Origin of the sequence: Salipaludibacillus sp. CF4.18 (assembly GCF_051262595.1) — a bacterium.
Lineage (GTDB): Bacteria > Bacillota > Bacilli > Bacillales > Salisediminibacteriaceae > Salipaludibacillus > Salipaludibacillus neizhouensis.
In genome coordinates this window covers 260332-278271 of record NZ_JBIMEV010000001.1, presented here as the reverse complement: position 1 = coordinate 278271, position 17940 = coordinate 260332, and the positions used below count along the sequence as shown (strand labels likewise).

The window sequence follows — 17940 nt, the reverse complement described above, 5'->3', positions numbered from 1 at the left end:
TTATTTTACTTACTATTAACTATCTGATTAGTCATTATTTCTTTAAATAAAGCATACGCTTGGATGAAGTAGTTTTTTTAATATAGACCCGAGGTTGGATCATACATTCCATCACCTTTATGCTTGTATGATGTTGACACTGAAGTTTTACACACAGCATCATTATTCTCGTTTGTAATTTTCTTCACAGAAAAGTTGATATGTGAAGTTAGTTAATTGGAAGGATGGTCCGATTGTATATTAAATGGATAGCTACAAATAAAATAGACGAGATTTATTTTCCAAATATATTTCGAAAAGGAATAATATCTTCCTCAGAAAAAATCACTTTTCATTTCGGCTCTTGGGAAAAAGAGCTTATTATCCAATATTCGAACATTCTTCCTAATGACACCATTGGTATATCTGAAAATATAAAAAACGACACATCTATTCCTGATCAGTTGGATTACGAAATGAATTTAACAGAAACGAATTTAAATCTTGGCCCGGTAGTACTATATTTAGTATCTAATCGATTACTAAAATGTTTAGATAAATTAAAAGATCGGATAGAAAGATATGTTCCTTTAAATGGTTTAATTATCATTAGTAATAGTTTAGGAGTTAACATTGAAGAGCAAACAATTAATGGGTATTATTTTCAACCAAAATCCGAAACCAACCATTCAATTTTGAGAGAAGGAATCTTTCCATATCCTGGTGCTGTTTTTAAAAGAGCTATTATCCCACCCCATATAGACAAAGATTTATACGAAAAAACAAAAGGCCGGGTGTTCAATTCTAAATTTTTCACCAAATGGGAAATGTGGGAGTGGCTCTCCTCGGATCGCACCATTCAAAATAATCTACCTTATACAAAAGAGCTAACAACTTTAGAAGACATAAATGACATGTTAGCAGAATATCACTCTATCTATTTAAAGCCCAAAAAAGGATCTAGTGGAAAAGGAATCATTAAAATTGAAAATGATAACGGGTTCTACCAAATAACTAATGATAAATGCATTTTAGCTAGATTAGAAAATATAAAAGACCATCCTTTAATTGAAGGTATTTCTAATAAGAAAAAACATTATATGATCCAGCAAGGTGTTCCTGTCCATTATGATTCAAGAAGTGTTGATTTCCGATGTTACATGCAAAAAGATGAAACAACCCGATGGAAGTGTTCTGGTTACCTAGGTAGATTTGCTGTACCGGGTAGCATCACTACCAATTTACAAAACCTTGATTACCTGCTTCAAGGTCCAGAGGCATTGAAACAAATCTTTGACTTAGACGAGAATCAAGTACGTTTACTAGAGCAAAAAATTGAAAGAGTTTGTTTAAAGGCTTGTCAGCTTCTTGACCAACACGGTTGCTATGGGGATATAGCTATTGATTTCATTGTAGATAGAGATTTACACGTATGGATATTGGAAATGAATAAAAGGTATGGATACAGAAGTTTTTCAATCCTAGAAGACCCTGAATTATTTGGTGAAATAATCTGTAATCCGTTTCTTTATGCAAGTGCTTTAGCGGGTTTTAGCAAAATAAGAAAACATCATAATGGTGCTGAGAGAGAGCAATTAATAGTGAGGACATTATGCTAGTTTTCATTTATAATAACAGTGTTCAAAGCTGTCAATTTACTTGACACTAAATTGCTAGAGTAAAATTTAAAAATATAGTCTCATTAAAGCACTACAGCCTTACATATTTAAAAGTTTCGAGGTGATTTAAATAGACAAACACTTGGCGTCTTTAGCACAAAGATAAGAATTTATATAATTCCAGGTTTTTAGAGATGGTTGTTCCCTTTCAAATAGAGGATCTCGAATCCGTTATTGGCAGACGCTTTCCGCGGTATTGTTCTGCTCCCTAGGAAGTTCGCAGGGGCACTAAAAAAGTCGATTTTCACTTTTTTAGTGCCCCTATGATGCAATGAGCGAAGACATCGTAAAGGCATGCCGACCCTCATAATAAAACAGCAAACTTTCTTTCGGAAAAATTTTATTAGTAAACATAGTTCTGATTATAATACCAAACAGCATGTTCAAAAGGAACACGGTGATGCTTACTGTCAATCCTACCTCTGTAGGGTCTGAAATTAGCTTCCAGCAGCCAAATTTTCCCGGTTTCATCGATTGCAATATCGATCCCTAGATCAATTACTTGAGGATATTTTGATTCCAAAGCCTTCGCTATTTTAATACAACATTGTTTTATTTCTTTCTTGATTTTTTGGTTAATCAATGGTTTTAATCTGAATTTAAGTCTTCCTCCCTGATCTCGATTAGTAACATTCAAACACTTATCTGCTACTCTAGCGTAGAACCCAATCACTTTCCATGTACCTGACTTGGTTTTTTGCGGCGATACTCTGAAATCAAACTTGTTTCCTTTATATTTTTTGCTCTTAATCCCTTGCTGGAGAATAAATCGATTTGGCGATTTAAATAGAGAAGAATAATAGCTTAGCAGGTCTTTTTGTGGAAAATTAGTGATTGTTTCTTTTGTTTTCAAAATGTGCGCCATTGTATATCCACTGTTTGTTTTTTCTAGAACATAAATATTGTTGCCTTTACAACTACGTTTTGGTTTAATGTAGACTTTACCAAAGCTTTCGATCATCTGCACCATTTTTTCAAAGGATAAGTTTGCTGCTTCAGGTAAAAATGGTGCCGTTTCTTCTACTGATGCTAAATATTCATGTATTTTATATTTGCTTCTATCTTTATTCGTAACGGCATTAAAGAATATAATGTTATTTTTCATACTAAGATGATTAATTTTATTAATCAATTTTTCTTTTCTCAAATAAGATTTCGTCCGGTATATGTTCACATTTGGAATCGGCGTTGCTTCTTCTTTGTGCATCTCATCTTTTTCATACGAATAAACCACAGCGTTAACGGTATTTTTATTAAGAGAGAGGCTTTTCATCGTATAAAAGCAAATATCAATTGCATTTTTACATGCCAGGTTCTTGTAGAATTCAACTACAGAACCTGGTACTACTGAGTTTGTTTGCTTGATTAACCCAGATGGTAAAATTATACCGATCATAACTGTTCCTCCTTTTTACAATAATCTATTATTAAAATATTATCGTAAATTTTAAAAGTTACTGCTCGAATATTAGCTATTATGCTTAATAGTCATAATTCGATTGATTTGCGTTTTATCCTCTAAGCTCCGGAATCCCCCCAATAAGGGCCAACGATTTAACTCGAAAATAAAAAGAGAACCGTATTGGTTCATACCTATATCGACACCAAAAATTGTTTGGTTCGGAAAAGATAAACCTAAAGTAGTTGCTGCCAAAGTGGATATCTTTTTTAGTTCTATTACTTTAGCAACGTTTACATCTACCTCTTTTATCTCACTCATTGCGTCTTCAAGCGATAAAACTGTTCCCTTCCGTCTTCTATTTGTTACCTTGTATCCTTTCCCACCTTTTCTAGCAAGAATACCAGTTACAGCCCATGGAAGTTCTCTCGATTTCCGCTGAACAATTATTCTGAAATCAAAGCGTCTACCATCTATTTTAGCAAGATCCACTTCTTGCTGAATAATAAATTCTTTTTTACTCACTGCATTCTTTATATAACTACAAAGATCTTCGCAGGTCTCAAATACCAGTCGATTTTTATTAATATTCACAACGTATGTTGAGTCCGATTTTTTGTCTACGAAATAAATACTTTTGCCCTGTTTTCCCTTATTTGGTTTAACAACAACTGATTTATATTTACTTAACATGCTTAAAAAGTTCCGGTTGCTCCACATCATTGTGTTAGGAAGATGTAGCTGCAAATGTTTATTTTTTTTCATTGCCAAGTACATTTCATACTTATTTCTTCCTCTTAAAAGTACCGCCATTTTTTCACCTCTTTTTCATTTATTGCGACAAATCTAATATTGAATATTTAAACCATCATCATCCTTGCTTGATTTGGTGAATGCTTCTAAGCTTTCCTTTGCTTTTTTTTCTCCAAGTAAATATTTAGCGTAAAAGAGGATATTGGACATGGCTTTATTCAACCTTTTTATCCCAAAAGCTTTCAAAAGAGATACTTTTGCGCTTTGAGAATTGCACTCAATAAACCTAATTTGAAAATCTTTTGTTAAAGCAAAATCTATACCGATCTCCACAAATTTTCCATATTTAACTTCTGTTTCTTTATAAATCATGTAGAGGAAGTTATCAATTTGCTGTTTTATTATTAATTTGTGTTCGGAAGATACATTTTTCATTTCAAATAATTTATCCAATGGAAAGGCATCGGCGTGAATTGTTATCGGCGAATTTTTTTTACTCATTCTAACACTTACACCGCTAATCTCTATTTCTCCTATTTTGTTTCTTTGCAATTCAGCTCGTAAATCAACCCTCCTACCATTTACCTCAATCAGATCGATAGCTTCTTGAATCATAAATTTCTTTCTTTTGTAAAACTTTTCTATAAAAGGAATGATCTCCTTCATTTTTTTATAGCGTGTAGAGTGGATTTTACGATTGGTATGATCATAATATCTACACTGATACTGATTGTTAGGGAGGCGTTCTACTCGAACCACGTTTTGCCCTTTTCTACCCGTGACACCTTTCAGATAGACAATTTGATGCTTCTTCATCATGTAAAATAAATCATCCCGATTCTCATATAATATTGTCTGTAACAAATATTCTTTTAAGGGGTTAACAGTACTAAAATAGTTGTAAATATCCCAGTTTCCTAACGAAGTAGGGTTTAAGAATAATGTTTGTTTTTTATTGCACTGACCGATAAATGTGCGATATTTTTTTCGATCCCTTTTTCCAACCCCTCCACGACGGTAGATAATATCGGGATATGGAAACGAATCCGTCTTCCAAACTTTATTTATGCAATCAAAATAACCGCCAGTTACTACTTTTTTTTGTGTGTCTACATTGGCGATCGTGAAAAAAAACATATTTAAATTAACATCTGCATTGGCTTCTGCCAATTTTTTCAACCGGTAGTGTGGTTTTTTATTATTGACAGCTCTCCATGCTCTATTTGATACCAACACTCCGAGATGGCCAGTTAAAGTTTTCTGTGCGCTCAAAATTTGTCACCCTTTCTTCTGTTACATGCTTATCCATGTTCATTCATAGCATATTAACAAAAAAGTCTATTTGTAACGGCTATATGACCTTACACTCTACCCAAATACTTTCTTATAGTCTTTTATCACTTAGATTGCTTTTTGTGAAATTTCCGATGAAATGTGTCAGTCAGGTAAAAATACCTCCCCCCTGCTAGAAACAGGAGAGAGGTATTTATTATCTCGATTTATTTTTCCTTCTCTTTTTCTTTTTCCGTGGAAAGCCAGCTATGCTCATAGCATATAAAAAAGGCATTCGCTTAACTTTTGGTGCTAAACCAGGGTCTTCTACTGGAAAAACGTGTCTAAGATTCATCTCTAAAATCCAGACATGCAGATTTTTGTCTACGATAAAATCAATGGCAATATCTCCATAATTACCATTTATATCAAGTTTCTCACAAGCACGTGTACAAATACTGTTTATTTTCATTACTTGTGAATAGGTACTTTTCTTATCCAATTTATAAATTTTTTTTAACGCATCTCGGCCCGTCATCCAATAATCCAAATGACGTATATTTGTAACTATGCTACCAGGTTGAGAAATTCTTGCCGTTATACCCGAGGATTTCCACTGATGCATTTCATTTCTTTGCATATAGATACGAAAATCTACATTTCTAGATTGGTATTTAGTCGGCACACCTTGTTGAACTAGATATCTGTTTGAACTCTTGAGGCGTTTTACGAGTAATGTGTGGTCTTTTAAATGCGTAACACTTTTTTTATCTTTTTTATCATCCGTCACATGGTATAAAGATCCATCCCTTTCCAATTGAATAATTTTTTTACCTTCCGAACCTTTGACTGGTTTTAAATAAACGGAAGGATAAGTTACAAGCATTTCTTTTATTTCTTCCATAGAGTTTACTTTTTTAGTGAAAGGAAGGTGTTTTTTCAAGATAGAATCTGAGGACAACCATTGCCACATTTCCCATTTATTAAAAAAATAAGAATTAAACATACGTCCTTTGGTGATCTCACAGAGGTATTTATTCGTTTTATCCGCTAAAGGCACTCTTTTAAAGATAGCACCAGGGGAGAAAAAAGTTGCTTTTTTCCACTTTAAGTCCTTACACCTCAAATGTGATTGGAAATAGTATCCTTGTATTTCTCCCGTATTTGTATTGATTCCTTCCTCTGCACAAACACAAATCATCCCTTTTACTGGAACAAAAGCTTCTATTCTTTTTTGTAAATTTTTTAACCTTTTGCCCAATCTTTCATTAGTATTCGCAGCAATCCACAAAATCGTTGGCCCAACGTTCAACGTATTGTTGGTAATCTTGATCTCAAAAGTCAGATTATCTGGAATAAAAAGTTGCTTTTGTAGATCTTTAGAAAGACCAATTGTGTTACTAGGCAGGTTTTTGTCGTAAAACACAGTCATTTTCTTATTCCATGAACCAAACTGAAAATCTATCTCTTGCGAGGTTAGTTTACTCTCAAAAGTATTGTATATCGGCAAATGGATATCATCATTGTTCTTGGAATGTATCCACTTTATCTTTATCTTTTTAAGCATCTAGGTCTCCCACCTCCTATTTTTTATTAATATATGTACTACTGGAAAATCGGAGTGGACTCGTCATTCAACAATACTATCAAACATCTATTCACGGTTTTTATATGTCGCTAAATATCTGACTTAGTAGAAGGTAAAAGTACCTTGGTAGCTCGAGTAAGTCAATAACTCTTTTTTGAGCCTACTAGTCAAAGAAACAAGCAGGTTTTTTAAGGGTACATACGATATTACGTAAAAAGAATAGTTGGGAATGGAGGAATTAAAATGGGTGTAGTAAGTTCATGCTCAGTTACTGTACAAATTACTGCACTTGATGGAATATCAATTCCACCAATCACAGTCTTTGCAGACCTAGATTTCCCTAAAGCAAATGGGTTAGTTAGTATAGACGTTCTTGGGGTATCGATTGAAGTCCCTTGTCCATCAATCGATTTTGAAACAACTATTGGTGTAGCAGGTCTCGGTGTAGTAACTTTGTTAATTCAAGCTACAGATAACTAGGTTCAAAAATGGGTTGCTAATAAGCATTTAGGCCTTTGCCAATAGCAACCCATCTACATACTAGTTGATACCTGGCCAAACAAAAATTCGATTCCCATACTGTCCTTTATAATTTCCACTTAAGTCCTCATCTCAAAAATAGTTCCATTAAGATTGCCTAATATTCACTTTAACTAGTCAAAAATACAAGCACAGTTTTTAGAATGACATAAGATGGTTCATAAACGTTAACCCACATAGATAAAACATTAAAAAAGTATTCATCTTTTACAGACATCTGTTTCTCTTAAAAAGTTACAGAAACGAAATTCGAGGTGTAAATCGTCTATGGCTAAAAAACCTTTAATTGGTATCTTAGTGAAAAAGCCAACAAAGTTGCGATATTTGGAGGCAAACTTGTTAAATATCAATTTATTAGTATTTAACTCTAAAGGGATTGACTGGGATAAACAAAGAATACGTGGTTATTTATTTGATGGAACTAACTGGAAAATGAAAAGTTGTCAGTTCCCAGCAGCAATCTATAATCGGCGTTATTCTTCTAGGCAACATATAGTGACTAGACTGGAAGGAATCATCGGCAAAGGAAAAATATTTAATTTTATTACCCGATTAGATAAATGGAAAGTTCATCAAATTTTACAAAAAGGTGCAATTTTAGATTATTTACCAGATACGTATCTTTTCCACGAAAATAATTTACTTGATCTATTATCAAAGTACCGAAAATTAATTCTTAAGCCATGTGTAGGAAATCTGGGTAGACGTGTTTACTTGATAGAACAAACAATGGATAAAAAATATAAATTATACATTGATAAGAATAATGCTACTCGTAAACCCTCGCCCAAAAAGCACTTTTTTTCGAACCAGCAGAATAAACGATCAACTGAAATGACTAAAACAAGCACTCAGAAAATACATGCATCGCTAAATAATAAACAGTTATTGGAACAGGCTAAAATAATTACAAAAAATCCTAAAAAATTCAAAAAAGGTGTCAGTGATTTAGTAAAGAATGATAAATTTTTAGTACAAAAATTTATTCCCCTAGATCAAACCGATGAAAAAATCTATGATATTCGGATATATGTCCAGAAAAATGATAAAGGAAAATGGACAGTGACTGGAGGAATTAGTAGAGTTGGTAGTGTTACTTCTTATATAACTAATATGTGTACAGATATTAAAAGCTTTATTGAAATTCTTGAATGTGATAATAACTTGTCTGTAAAAATATTAAAAAAAATGAAAACACTAAGCATACAAATTGCAAATGAAATTGATAGGGAAACAAAACATATAGGTGAACTAAGTGTGGATTTAGGATTAGACCAACACGGCAAACCTTGGCTAATTGAAGTAAATGGACTACCGCAAAGAAGAATTGCCGAACGTATTAATGACCCTAAGTTGGTTCGCGATCTTTATACGATGCCGCTTAAATATGCTCAATTTTTAGCATCCGAAAGTTCTCATTTTAATGATAATTTTCTTGATACCGATGATTTGTCAAGAAAGAAGTTGATTAAATATCAAGAATCTTTTGGCGAAGTCAAGCAATCTAATCTACCTTTGATAAACGACAGCCGTAAAAAAAGTGCTTTACCTGATCAATTATCTTCTTACAGTTCCACTAATGATAAAATTTTAATAAACTCAGCAACTTATGAAACCCTTCAGAAAATTCATCAAATAGGATCCAATCGTGCTAAGCAAATTATCCAAATTCGGCAGTTAAAACCGTTTAACTCTTATGATGACTTGCAAACTATAAAGGGGATAGGTCTCACTCTGGCTACTGAAATTAAGCTGCGTGACTCCGTTTCCTTCGCATAAATAACTTTTCGCTTCTGCTTTCTAAATAAAAACTTGCCTCAAAATGACTGGGAAATACAACCTTATTTACCCTTTTCCCAGTCATCCCCATATAAACAAAATCATTGGTTATAAAGTGGGGAACTTTTACATCTTTTTTTGGACAAGTACTCTAAGAAGATTTATTACTAATAAAACGGCAAAAATAAACAGCTGATATCCAATATGTATCAGCTGTTTTTTTATTTCTTTTGATTTCAAATTAACTTGAAAAAGAGATAAATTCGCGAATTGACGCTTTATGTATGGTAATACCCTGAACTTATTATTATTATCAAACACACTAGACCTCTAAACCCTCTGGATGTCCATATGTGACTTAAAAACAATCCCCTACTCTCAACATACAGTAATCAAATTTTATAATATCGACAATAGGCTGTATGAGTGAAAGGTTTCAAAAAGTTCTTTGGTCAAACCATACCTTAACCTGGATTATTCATAGAAAATCATTGATTTTCTAGTATAATAGGGTCCCCTACTGCTTGAAATTAGCAATATTCTATAAAATTTAATGATTTATAAAGATGGTAAAAGAAGCAGACTATTAAAACTAATAGATATATTAATCTGATATTACATGACTAGCAACACCAATGACTAAAGAGATCAATCTGTCACAACTGGTAGAAAGGCACAAGATTACAAGGCAGAATTTCTACTCTTTGAACAGAAAGCTAGTGGAACCATGTTGAACGACTGCTCATAATCGAACTATGCTCAGGTGGAAAATCAACCTATGTACCGTAAAATGTAAATTTATAGTAATCAATCACCCTATTAAAAGGTTCAAAATACTAGTGCCCCTTCTAATAAAGAGATTTTTTTGTTTTTGTAGTAAGGGTATATGCCGTTTCCAATATATTTTATCGACATAAAATGGTACAAAGAATGCTAGTTAATAGCAAGGAAACCCAGCGGAAAGGGGACTACCTTTATGGACAAAAAGGTTATTCCAATTATAGCCATTACAGGAAGTTCAGGCAAAACTACTACTAAAGAGATGATCGCCTCTATCTTAAGTACCCGCCTGAGAATATTGAAAAGTAAAGCGAATCGAAACACCCATATTAGTACGACGTATCATGCCAAGTTAATTAAACCAGTTCACCAAGCACTTGTGCTAGAATATGGATTGCACTATCCAGGAAATATCAAAACACATTGCAGTATTATTCAACCAAACATTAGTATCATTACAAATGTAGGATCTGCACATGTAGGGAATTTTAATGGCAGTATAGCGGAATTGGCTAAAGGCAAATCCGAAATTATCGAAGGAATGGCCCCGCTCGGGATGTTATATATAAATGCAGATGATACTAATTCAAAGCTACTTCACGCTCATTCATTTAAAAAATCTATTACAACAGTTGGGATCAAAGAAGCTGCCGATTATCAGGCAAGTCATATCAGTTATTCTAATACTGGAATGACCTTTCAGATTAAACTAAATGAACGGAATTGCCGTTTTAGAATACCAGTTTACGGAATTCATAACATTTACAATGCTTTATTCTCAATCGCCGTTTCTCATCGGTTAGGATTTACACCCGACGAAATGCAGCAAGGCTTTAACAATTCAGTAAAGTTCCTTAAAAACAATAGGAGGTTAAGTTTATACCGTATTTCAAATAATATTAAAATTATCGATGATACAAAAAGTGCTAACCCCCAAGCGACGAAAGCAGCCCTTGATGTTCTTGAGAACCTTGGAGGGCAATACAATATAGCTGTCCTTGCAGATATGTTGGAACTGGGGGACTATACCGCAGATGGTCATAAGGAAGTGGGCAAATATTTAGCGACAAAAAAAGTTAATCTTCTTTTCACCTATGGTGACCATGCAAAGTACATCGCTAATGGGGCAATTGAATCGGGATTTCCAAAGGAGTCAGTATTCCAATTTAAGGATATTCAAGATTTAAATAGCTCACTTCAAAAAGCTCTTATACCGGGTTCAACTGTTCTCATCAAAGGATCACAAGATCTTCAAATGAATAGAACTGTCGAATTTCTACTTGCAGCATATTCTAAACGGCCGGTGTCGCCTAAAAGAAAACGAAGGCGAAGGAAACGATAACCTCCATTTAATATTCAGCACTATTTCCACTGTAAAAGACGTAATCGACAAAGGTTTGATGTAGGGACATTACTTCTATGAAAACCTCGTTTAATAGTTTTCCCTTTAATATGAGCTAACAGCCACACCGTTTTTTAGGGCATATCCTATACTATCAAATACAAATATTCATGAGTTCTCCTGATAAAAAAATTTTCACACGAAACCCTTTGGCGGAGGTGATCTAGCGGTAGCCATCTTCCATTCAAAAAGGGATTTTTCATTGAAACTATATTTTCTAATTTTAAATTAAATTATCCTAATTTATTTGTCTATGCGCTAATTACTTTTTTCATATAAAAGAGTTCTTTAAATTTAGGAGGGAGATCAAATAAATGACCACCATTAAAATTGCTGCGGTTGGGGATATTCTAATGTGGGAAAGACAAATAGAATCTGCCCTACTTCCCGATGAAAATTACTCCTTTGATGACATGTTTAAGGAAGTAGAGCCATACCTAAGTAATGCTGACCTTACAATTGGAAATCTAGAAACAACCTTAACAGGTAGGGAATTGAATTATGTTCATAGACAACCAAAGACTTTATGGCCTCTTTTTAACTGTCCTGATGAGTTGGCAGGAACATTAAAAAGAGTAGGATTTGATGTGTTGACAACAGGCAATAATCATTGCTTTGATCGTGGAGTCACTGGATTAAAAAGGACTCTCGATATCCTCGATCAGAATAAAATCCTTCATACAGGGACATTTCGTTCTAAAAATGAATCCAAGAACTTTTTAATTACTAATGTTAAAGGGATCTCAATTGGAATTTTATCGTACACATATGGAACTAATGTTAAACTTAGTAAGACGGATGAACCTTGGCTAATAAATTACATGACAAACAAAATATTATCGGATATTGGCAAATTAAGAAAACAGGTTGATTTTTTGATTGTTTGCTTGCATTTTGGTAGAGAATTCAGCAGAAATCCCAATGTTAGACAAAAAAATTGGGTAAAAAATTGTTTCATGCATGGAGCAGATGTTGTATTAGGAGCTCATCCACACGTTATTCAGCCGATGGCTTTAAAACGAGTAAGGGATAAAGAGGGAATACGCAAAAAAAGGTTTGTTATTTATTCATTAGGTAATTTTATTACAGACCGTGCAGGAAATTATTTCAGGAATGAACAGAATCTTTTCATCCCTGATCGGGTTCAGAGTATCCATAGTGATAGCGGAGTTATTCTTCAGTTAAAAATTACCAAGAATAAAGAAGGGAAAACATACATTTCGGATATCACCTATGTACCTACCTGGGTTCATTTTAAGAACGATGACAGAAAGCAATTCAGAGTTTTACCTGTTCAAATCCCTAATCACTTTGACTTGACCACTCAAGATATTGAAACGATAAAGCAAGTACGGAAAATCACAACTTCACATTTAAAGGGTAAAGTAGAATTCTAAACACATGGCTTGCTACTTTATAAACCTATATAAAAAATTGGTTAAATGATGGCTCTTTCATAGCGAAATGAGCTTTCTTTTTGTTAAAACATTTTAATTTACAATTGATTAAAATAATAAGCTAACAGTATTCATAGAAAAAGGAGAAGAAAAACTATCCAAATTTGATTCTTCTTCTCCTTATTTTGTATAGTAGCTACTTTTCGATATAAAATGTCAAACTATCTTTCATGGTTAAAATTCAGCTAGTTTTTTTGCATATTGCATAATGGTGTTTAAATAGTCGTGATGAAGGTTTTTATCTTGCCGAAAACCTAGTTGGCCAAGGACACTGGACTGTATTTCAATAATCCATACCCTTTTATTTTTATCTATTCCTATATCTATTCCTGTATTGGCAAAGTGAACTCCTGATTTTTCTATAGCTTTAACTGCTTTTATCGCAATCGTCTTCATCACATTCTCAATTTCTATTATTTCCTGATCAGAGAGGTGTAGTATGTCTTTTAATTGTTGAAGTCCCATTCCAGGCGCCCCTCCCCTATTGACATTACTAACAATTTCTCCAGAATTTCCATGTCTGGAAAATGTTGTAATACACTGCCATTCTTTTGTGCTATCTTTTGTAAGGTAGATACGATAATCAAGAATACCACCATTCTTTGAAACAAGATCTATTGATTTTTGAATGATATATTTTCCTGTTCTTAACCTTCCACTAAAAAATTTATTAAACTTTCGTCTATTATATAGAATTTTTTGAGTAACTTCTCTTCCATTATGGTATTTAACTTGAACAGTACCATTCCCTAATAGATCTATTCTCATAATTCCTTCTCCTTTCATAGAGCTTATAGGTTTAAGGTATGCCGAGGAATTCTCTGTAAAAAAGGATAAAATGTCAGAAGGCTTTCTATAGAGAATGGTTTTGGGGACGTGGTTAGTTAAGTTAGGTGAATTTTCTAAGAGTTTGTGGGTAGTCCATTTATCATAATGAAAATTATTAAAAACTGTTTTACCCATGACTGATTCGAAATGATCCTGCCACTGTGAACCAGACCAAAAAATACGTGAAAATAGTGCGGAAGGGTAATGATAAATGCCCTTTTCCCACTTTTTATTGGTTGGATTAAATATATATCCTGTTATCGTTTGCTCATCTGGTGAAACCCCATTTAAAGAGAAAACCATAATTGTTCCACCTATTTGTTCATAGTGATATACATAATTTGAATAAGAATTTATTACCCTGCTTAATGCCCTTTCCGTTTTCGCAGCCAATATACCAATGAAAGGTCCTATTTTAAAATTTTGTTGGTCATTCATCAACTCAAACTCACAGAATAATGGAATCTTAAGATTTTTTACAACATTACGTGAGATGTATAATTCATTTTCACTATAATCTGTAGTAATTATTATGTTTACGATACTTGTTTTAGTTCCAAATTTAAGTGTTCCAGCTCCTTCATTTATTTTCATCCTTTTCGCTTTAATTGGATGTAAATAAACAGTATCCTCTGAGCTGGTCTCTTCTTTCAAGTAAACTTTCAAATCCATTTTCTTTTCACTCCCTCATTTTTTCACTGTATTTCCTGCATCCAATAATTAATTAATCATGGTCTTAATTTTTTAATATAATTTTTTCTTAAAAAATTCTTCAATAGATCGCTCTTTTTGCCAGTATATGCGGTTTTATAAAGAAAGTTTGTTTTAAACATCCAATTTTTAAAAATGATAAAGTTACCTAGTTCAAAATTATAATTACTGGAATACTTTAATCAAGAATAGAACGAAAAAAAGGACGGGATAGTTATGATAGAAATAAAACCTAGTGTTTCTCTATATGATATCTATGGGCCTGGGTACATCTTTAATCAACGGGCATCCTATAAAAATAGGAAATGGTTACCTGATTTGGTTTCTCAACATTCGGATACTGGCAGATTGCTAACCATAGCTGGTAAGATTCCCATTTTATGCCATAACCGTGTTATTGGACCTTTCTCCTTATCAATTCTTAAGGAATCTGGATTACAAATAGCTGATAACCTTCATATTTATTATGATGAAAAAAGTTACTATGAGAAATTAAAAGAATTTAATCAATCTAAAGAAAAAGTCGTAGTTAATTTTCCACATTTACCAGAAGAACTAAACTACGACAAGTATTGGATAGATCCCCAATTAACTTCCTATCTAAATAATAAAGGAAACCTTGAAGATCTTGTCCCAAAACAAAACGTAGCAAAACGTAAAGTAATAGCTATATCCGATTTTTTACAAGGGATAAATTTTCCTTTTCAATTACCTATTGTGGTTAAAGCAGCAACGAATGAACCGAGTGGTGGAGGAATCGAAGTCGTTATTTGTAAAAACAATGAAAACCTTCAATATGCAAAACAACTTTTTAACTCAAGCAATTTCGTTGTATTGGAGGAACTAATTCCAATCCAGCGAAATTATTGTGTCCAATTTGCTCAAACCTATAAAGAAGAATTAATTTACCTTGGAGCCGCCGAACAGATAATTGTTGAGGGAAAGTATAAGGGGAATTGGATAGTAAAGAAAGATATACCAGAGGAAGTCATAAAATTAGGGGAACACATTATGGAAAAAGCAGTTTCACTTGGATACCGTGGAGTTGCTGGGTTAGATATTGTCATTACTGATGATAATCGTATCATTGCTATTGATTTGAATTTTAGAATGAATGCTTCCACCGTAGCAGTACTATTAAAAGAAAGTATAATGGAGTCATTTCAAGTTAATACACTCAAATTTAGAGGTTTCAAAACACATGTTGGCTTAAGTAAGTTTGAAAGTTCAATAAAGTCATTTATTAAACAAAAAAAATTAATACCAATTAGTATATATAACCCGCCCCATTTAAATTCTGATGAACCTATTATTATATACTCTATCCTTATTGGTAACTCAAAAAAAGAAGTAAATATGATCGATCAACAAATACAAGATCAATTAGAATGTTAAAGCTTAATCAATTAAGATCATTTCCAATACAAAAAATAACCGTTCAAAGGTGGTCATTTTATAAATTGTTGCAAAAAAATGTCCCAAAAGGTTTGTAGACCTTTTGAGACATCCTTATTACTTTTTATCTTTTTCTATTACCCACGAACTGTCTTTAGTGCAGTAGACCATTTGTTCACTTGATCTAACATACCATTCACATTTTCTAGGTGTAATTCAGCTGGTTTGAAAACAGTACCATTTTCAAAGTCTGTAAACAATGACAATGTTGGATGTACACGTACGTCAGCGACTTGTACTTCTCCTAAAATTCCACGTAGATGCTCAACCGCACGAGCACCGCCTGTAGAACCATAGCTCACAAAACCAGCCGCTTTATTGTTCCACTGTTCACCTGCAGTATCAATGGCATTTTTCAATGCTCCTGAAATACTGTGATTATATTCCTGAACAACAAAAACGAAACCATCTAGGCTTGAGAGTTTGTCATGCCAAGCTTTAATACCTGGCTCTTCTCCGTCCGTTGTAAATACGAATGGTAGATTGAAATCTGCAATATCCACGATCTCATAGTTAGCATCCCCACGTTTGTCTGCAATCTCTTTCACCCATGCGCCAACCTGTGGACTGACTCGTCCTTGACGTGTACTACCTAATATAATTCCGATGTTTAATTTTTCCATTGTTATTTCCTCCTTAGAATCTTTACTCCCAAAAACTTTTTCTAAAAAACCCATGCTCAGACACCTTCTTTGTTTAAAAGTACTTTTCCAATGAAAAATACTTCTTTTCATTGTCCTTACTTTCTTATATAGAGACTTTGTTAACCTAGAATTTATTTTCAAGTGAACAAAAACGAAAAATCAATTCCGCTTATCTCTAATTTATATAGTACTACATAATATATTACGATTTCAAGCAATTTAACTTTATTTTTGTAAGTAATTTTAAAAAAGTGTGTTAAATGGTGTTTTAGACTAATATCAAAAAAACAAAGATCGTCTTTATGCGACAGGTTAAGGTGTCAATCATGCGAAATTGTAATGTCCACTTAGAATACTACTTTATTTACCCGACATACTATAGTTATCTAAAAGGGAGGTGTTTCAAATAGAAAAATTTGAAAACAGGCAATATCTAAGAAGTAATGAAACCAATGAAGAATTAAATATTGAAAATGTAAATAAGGAATTTGACAATGATGATAACTCATCAGAATTAAATAATCGCAGTAACCTAAGAAATGGTCGATTGGAAAACAGTAATCAAAACAAATAATAATGTAAAAGAGCATAGACATATTAACTTGCTCATTTAGGTTCAGACACTCTATCGGAGAACTCCAGAGGTTCTATCACCATGTGCAGTAGACTTCTTCTCGACTAAAAAACCCCAGAACCATTACGGCTCTGGGGTTAATCCTATTAATAAGTGTTCATGTACTGCTCGCGCTCCCAAGGGTGAACTTGTGTGCGGAACATGTTTTATAGTATATTAGCTATTCATAATGTAATAAAAAGGCTTGTCCATCAACACTTAAATAGAATTTATAATTCACTCAATATGATGTTTTTTCATGACTTTGTGGGCATTTTGGGGGCAATATTGGGGGCATAAAATACTGCTAATAATACTGCTATGTATAGGTTTCTAAGGTAGTAATACAACTATAATTGTTCCCATTAAATTAGTCAATATAAACTGGTACTATGACACAATCAATCCTAACCTTAATCCCCTTACATTAAAGCATGATTCTAGAGCCTTAAATCAATTTCATGTGTATTTATATTCAAAGACATTAGAATGCTGTGAAGCACCTTTCAAGCAAAGATATTAGTAAGGTTCATTTTTTACTAATATAAAATCTTTCAAAGAACGCTATGTTCTCTGAAACAGTGAAACCATTAAACTATGAAAAAAAAATAGCCTAACAATTAAGTAGGCTAAAGGGTAAATATATGTAATATGCGACATCGAACAATTTAAACTGGTTCGCCTTCTTCAATTGCTGAGATATGTCCGCATTCAGATCCATTTATATATAAATCTATTACTCTTCCATCTTCTAAAACTAATTTTGCATTCCCATCAATCCCATCTAAAAGAGTCTCGGTTTTTAGAATAGCCTCACCTTTGTCATTTTCAGTAGCACTTGTAGACACACACAACTCTAAATCTGTCATTACATCATACTTTTTTTCCATAATAAATTTCCCCTTTGTAAAAAATAGTTTAATATAAGTCTCTTTGTCGATAAATAGAATATTACACCATATTTAGGAAAAAAGAAAGGGTTAATTTAATATTTATTTAATTTTTATTCAAGTTAAATTTAATAATTTTGCAAATTGATTTTAAAGGGTATAATTACTATA

The 17940-nt window shown here is 33.0% G+C and carries 13 protein-coding genes; 6 read left to right on the top strand and 7 right to left on the bottom strand.

What is annotated here, in order from left to right; all coding sequences use genetic code 11:
• Positions 1 to 233 precede the first annotated feature (233 nt).
• Entirely contained in the window at positions 234 to 1598 is a 1365-nt protein-coding gene (locus ACHABW_RS01390; RefSeq protein WP_435753729.1) for a YheC/YheD family protein, read from the top strand.
• Between the two features lie 403 nt (positions 1599 to 2001).
• Here ACHABW_RS01390 and ACHABW_RS01385 read toward each other — a convergent pair whose 3' ends face one another.
• The 4 genes from ACHABW_RS01385 to ACHABW_RS01370 all read right to left on the bottom strand — a co-directional run bounded on the left by ACHABW_RS01385 (position 2002) and on the right by ACHABW_RS01370 (position 6649).
• Entirely contained in the window at positions 2002 to 3054 is a 1053-nt protein-coding gene (locus tag ACHABW_RS01385; RefSeq protein WP_435753728.1) for a YheC/YheD family protein, read from the bottom strand.
• Between the two features lie 72 nt (positions 3055 to 3126).
• Positions 3127 to 3870 (bottom strand): YheC/YheD family protein, encoded by a 744-nt coding sequence (locus ACHABW_RS01380; protein WP_435753727.1) that lies wholly within the window; start codon positions 3868 to 3870, stop codon positions 3127 to 3129.
• A gap of 33 nt (positions 3871 to 3903) precedes the next feature.
• Positions 3904 to 4980 carry a YheC/YheD family protein gene (locus tag ACHABW_RS01375; RefSeq protein WP_435753726.1) on the bottom strand — a complete coding sequence of 359 codons (1077 nt, stop codon included), beginning with the start codon at positions 4978 to 4980 and terminating at the stop codon, positions 3904 to 3906.
• A 319-nt stretch (positions 4981 to 5299) separates the two neighbouring features.
• Positions 5300 to 6649: a YheC/YheD family protein gene (locus ACHABW_RS01370; RefSeq protein ID WP_435753725.1), complete on the bottom strand. Its 1350-nt coding sequence runs from the start codon at positions 6647 to 6649 to the stop codon at positions 5300 to 5302.
• A gap of 264 nt (positions 6650 to 6913) precedes the next feature.
• Between ACHABW_RS01370 and ACHABW_RS01365 the strand changes: the two genes are divergently transcribed.
• The 4 genes from ACHABW_RS01365 to ACHABW_RS01350 all read left to right on the top strand — a co-directional run bounded on the left by ACHABW_RS01365 (position 6914) and on the right by ACHABW_RS01350 (position 12568).
• The gene (locus ACHABW_RS01365) at positions 6914 to 7150 is read left to right on the top strand and encodes a hypothetical protein (RefSeq protein ID WP_435753724.1); all 237 of its coding nucleotides are present in this window, start codon (positions 6914 to 6916) and stop codon (positions 7148 to 7150) included.
• A 327-nt stretch (positions 7151 to 7477) separates the two neighbouring features.
• On the top strand, positions 7478 to 8989 hold the full coding sequence (locus ACHABW_RS01360) for a YheC/YheD family protein (RefSeq protein ID WP_435753723.1): 1512 nt from the start codon (positions 7478 to 7480) through the stop codon (positions 8987 to 8989).
• A gap of 976 nt (positions 8990 to 9965) precedes the next feature.
• A complete protein-coding gene (locus tag ACHABW_RS01355) occupies positions 9966 to 11111 on the top strand; it encodes a UDP-N-acetylmuramoyl-tripeptide--D-alanyl-D-alanine ligase (protein WP_435753722.1) in 1146 nt (381 codons plus the stop codon).
• A 374-nt stretch (positions 11112 to 11485) separates the two neighbouring features.
• Positions 11486 to 12568, top strand: a complete 1083-nt coding sequence (locus ACHABW_RS01350; protein ID WP_435753721.1) for a CapA family protein — start codon at positions 11486 to 11488, stop codon at positions 12566 to 12568.
• A gap of 234 nt (positions 12569 to 12802) precedes the next feature.
• Here the strand turns inward: ACHABW_RS01350 and ACHABW_RS01345 are convergent, their stop codons facing one another.
• On the bottom strand, positions 12803 to 14128 hold the full coding sequence (locus tag ACHABW_RS01345) for a YheC/YheD family protein (protein WP_435753720.1): 1326 nt from the start codon (positions 14126 to 14128) through the stop codon (positions 12803 to 12805).
• 255 nt (positions 14129 to 14383) lie between these two features.
• On the opposite strand from ACHABW_RS01345, the gene ACHABW_RS01340 reads away from it, so the two are divergent.
• Positions 14384 to 15562, top strand: coding sequence for an ATP-grasp domain-containing protein (locus ACHABW_RS01340; RefSeq protein ID WP_435753719.1), 1179 nt, complete (start codon positions 14384 to 14386; stop codon positions 15560 to 15562).
• A gap of 137 nt (positions 15563 to 15699) precedes the next feature.
• On the opposite strand, the gene ACHABW_RS01335 is transcribed toward ACHABW_RS01340, so the two are convergent.
• Entirely contained in the window at positions 15700 to 16299 is a 600-nt protein-coding gene (locus ACHABW_RS01335; protein WP_435753718.1) for an NADPH-dependent FMN reductase, read from the bottom strand.
• A gap of 1248 nt (positions 16300 to 17547) precedes the next feature.
• On the bottom strand, positions 17548 to 17769 hold the full coding sequence (locus ACHABW_RS01330; RefSeq protein WP_435753717.1) for a hypothetical protein: 222 nt from the start codon (positions 17767 to 17769) through the stop codon (positions 17548 to 17550).
• Positions 17770 to 17940 lie beyond the last annotated feature (171 nt).